We start from the raw sequence: 3,367 nt of genomic DNA, 5'->3' as shown, positions 1-3,367 counted from the left end.
CATCAAGCCGGTCCGCAAGGAAACCGAGGATTACATCACCGGCCGCTTCGGCTAAGGAGACAGCGATGTCGGACAAGCATCTTTCAAGCCAATTCGACGCGGATCTGAACCTCGTCTCGTCGAAGGTATTGGAAATGGGCGGCCTGGTGGAAGCGCAGATCACGCGCGCGATGCAGGCCCTGAACGATTTCGATGCGAACGTCGCCGATCAGGTGATCGCGGCGGAAGAAACCGTCAACACGATGGAAGTCGAGATCGACGAGGAGTGCAGCAATGTCATCGCCCGCCGGCAGCCTGCCGCGCGCGATCTGCGCTTGCTGCTCGCGATCTCGAAGACGATCACGAACCTCGAGCGCGCCGGCGATGAAGCCGAGAAGATCGCCAAGCGCGTTAAACGTTTGAGGGAAGACGGCACGTCGCGCACCGTCAATATCGCCGAGATCAAGCTCTCGGGCGAGATGGCCGTGTCGATCCTGCGCCGTGCGCTCGATGCGTTCGCCCGCCTCGATACGGTTGCCGCTGCGCAGATCGTGCGCGACGACAAGGCGATCGACGAGGAATTCCGCGCGTTCGTGCGCAAGCTCGTGACGTACATGATGGAAGACCCGCGCACGATTTCGGCGGGGCTCGAATTCCTGTTCATCGCGAAGGCGATCGAGCGCATCGGCGATCACGCGAAGAACATCGCCGAGTTCATCATCTACATCGTGAAGGGGACCGACGTGCGCCACAAATCGCGCGATGCCCTGGAACGTGAAGCCCTTAGTTAAAACGTATCAAGAGGTAGGTGACGATGCCGAGCAGCATTCTCATCATCGAAGATGAGCCCGCTATTTCCGAACTGATTTCCGTCAACCTGCAGCACGCGGGGCACTGCCCGATTCGCGCCTACAACGCGGAGCAGGCCCAGGCGTTGATCAGCGACGTGCTGCCCGATCTCGTTTTGCTGGACTGGATGTTGCCGGGCAAGTCGGGGATCGCGTTCGCGCGCGATCTGCGCAATAACGAGCGCACGAAACACATCCCGATCATCATGCTGACGGCGCGTGGCGACGAGCAGGACAAGGTGCTCGGCCTCGAAATCGGTGCGGACGACTACGTCACGAAGCCGTTTTCGCCGAAGGAGCTGATGGCCCGCATCAAGGCCGTGCTGCGCCGGCGCGCGCCGCAGTTGACCGAGGACGTGGTGGCCATCAACGGGCTCAAGCTCGATCCGGCAACCCACCGTGTCGCGGCGCATGCGTCCGGCAACGAGATCAAACTCGATCTCGGCCCGACCGAATTCAGGCTGCTGCACTTTTTCATGACGCATCCCGAGCGCGTGCACAGCCGCACGCAGCTGCTCGATCAGGTGTGGGGCGATCACGTATTCGTCGAGGAGCGCACGGTCGACGTGCATATCAAGCGGTTGCGTGCCGCACTCAAGCCGGCGGGATGCGATGCTATGATCGAAACGGTGCGCGGCAGCGGGTACCGTCTGGCCAAGAGCGCCTGAGCGGCGATTGGGGCACTTTGGGGCCTCTTTTGAGTCGCTTTTGAGCACGATAGGCGCCGAGCCTGCATGCCGCGCGGGGTGGGTGTCGCAACGCGACATCCGACGCGGCAATGCATGAGCATTCCGTCAGCACACAATCACTAGCCTCATGAATATCATTTGGGCGCGCTCGATCGTATCGCTCTTGCTGCTTGCGCTCATCTGCGCGGCGATCGCGGCCGTGGCGAGCGTCCGCGCGGCCTTGATTTTCGCGGTCGCGGCGTTGATCGCGCAAAGCCTGTTTGCGACGTATCACACGCAGCGGCTGTGGCGCCTGCTCGATGCGCCCGTCTACGGCGAGGTGCCCAGCGCACCCGGCATCTGGGGCGAAATCTACTACCGGCTTCATAAGCTCGCCAAGCGCTGGCATGCGCAGGTCCGCCAGGTCGAGCAGCAGCATTCGCGCTTCATTCAAGCGATTCAAGCGTCGCCGAACGGGGTGGCGATGCTCGACGATCACGACCAGATCGAATGGTGCAATGCCATCGCCGAGGAGCATTTCGGGCTCGATGCGAAGCGCGATTTGCGTCAGCACATCACGCACCTCGTGCGGCATCCCGATTTCGTGCGGTATCTGAACTCTCACGAGTACGACCACATGCTGATCATGCGCGGCATGGGGGATAAGCGGCAGAACGTGGTCTCCGTGCAGGCGTTCCCCTACGGGGAAAATCGCAAGCTCGTGCTGTCGGCCGATATCACCGAACTGGAGCGCACGGACGCCATGCGGCGCGATTTCGTCGCCAACGTCTCGCATGAGCTGAAAACGCCGCTGACAGTGCTCTCGGGCTTTCTCGAAACGATGCGCGAATTGCCGCTCGACGAGGACGACCGCGAACGCTACCTGGAATTGATGGACCAGCAAGCGTCGCGCATGCGCAATATCGTCGACGATCTGCTTGTCCTTGCCAAGCTCGAAGGCAACGTGATGCCGCCGAGCGATCAAGCGATCGATATGCGTGCGGTCATTTCGCATATTCGCGAGGATGCGTCGACGCTGTCGGGCGGGCGTCATCGAATCACGATCGCGGCGGACGACGGCCTGACCGTCACCGGCGTGGAGACGGAAGTGCTCAGCGCACTCGGTAATCTCGTGACGAATGCGATCCGCTACACGCCCGACGGCGGCTCGATCGACGTCACCTGGAAACAGGCGGCCCGGGAGGCGGTGTTTTCGGTGACCGACACCGGCTTTGGTATTCCCGCAGCCGACATTCCGCGTTTGACTGAGCGCTTCTATCGCGTCGATCGCAGCCGCTCGCGCGATACGGGCGGCACGGGGCTGGGCCTGGCGATCGTCAAGCACGTGCTGCAACGGCACGATGCGACGCTCGAAGTGAAAAGCGAAGAGGGCAAAGGCAGTACCTTCAGCGTGCGCTTTCCCGTGCAGCGCACGACGCGCAGACAACCGGCGCACGCCTGATCGACGAGTCAGGACCCGCCAGCCTCGTATTGCGCGCCCTTCGTGCCGCGGCCTGGTACGGGAGGCTCGCGGGTTGCGCAAGCCGGCGGGACGGCCCGCATAGCGAGCCGGTCGAACGGGATCAGCAATCGAATTTCGTGAGCAGGCTGAGCTGCGCATTGCGCGAGGTCTTGCCGGGGCGGCTGCGCCGATAGTGGCCGTCGCTTTGCATGACCCACGCCGATTGATTGTCGCCGAGCAAGGCCGAGAGCCCTTCCGCGATGACCCGGCGTTTCAGGCGCCGATCCTTGATGGGAAACGCGACTTCGACACGGCGGAAGAAATTGCGGTCCATCCAGTCGGCGCTGGACAAATACACGCGCTCTTCGCCGCTGGCGAAGAAGTAGAAGATCCGATGATGTTCGAGAAAG

Annotated in this window: 3 protein-coding genes and 1 pseudogene; 3 read left to right on the top strand and 1 reads right to left on the bottom strand. The window is 62.3% G+C overall.

What is annotated here, in order from left to right:
- The first annotated feature begins 65 nt into the window (after positions 1-65).
- The 3 genes from phoU to phoR all read left to right on the top strand — a co-directional run bounded on the left by phoU (position 66) and on the right by phoR (position 2,957).
- Positions 66-770 (top strand): phosphate signaling complex protein PhoU, encoded by a 705-nt coding sequence (gene phoU, locus ACTHL0_RS03275; RefSeq protein ID WP_440565161.1) that lies wholly within the window; start codon positions 66-68, stop codon positions 768-770.
- 23 nt (positions 771-793) lie between these two features.
- Positions 794-1,495, top strand: a complete 702-nt coding sequence (phoB, locus tag ACTHL0_RS03270) for a phosphate regulon transcriptional regulator PhoB (RefSeq protein WP_102611634.1) — start codon at positions 794-796, stop codon at positions 1,493-1,495.
- A gap of 148 nt (positions 1,496-1,643) precedes the next feature.
- Positions 1,644-2,957, top strand: a complete 1,314-nt coding sequence (gene phoR, locus ACTHL0_RS03265; RefSeq protein WP_440565160.1) for a phosphate regulon sensor histidine kinase PhoR — start codon at positions 1,644-1,646, stop codon at positions 2,955-2,957.
- A gap of 121 nt (positions 2,958-3,078) precedes the next feature.
- On the opposite strand, the pseudogene ACTHL0_RS03260 reads toward phoR, so the two are convergent.
- Positions 3,079-3,367, bottom strand: a pseudogene (locus ACTHL0_RS03260) (polyphosphate kinase 1); the annotation flags it as partial.

The organism is Trinickia sp., from assembly GCF_051961175.1.
In the GTDB taxonomy this organism is placed as follows: Bacteria; Pseudomonadota; Gammaproteobacteria; order Burkholderiales; family Burkholderiaceae; genus Trinickia.
Note: the sequence above shows the minus strand (reverse complement) of the source record. Positions and strands in the feature narration are given on the sequence as shown.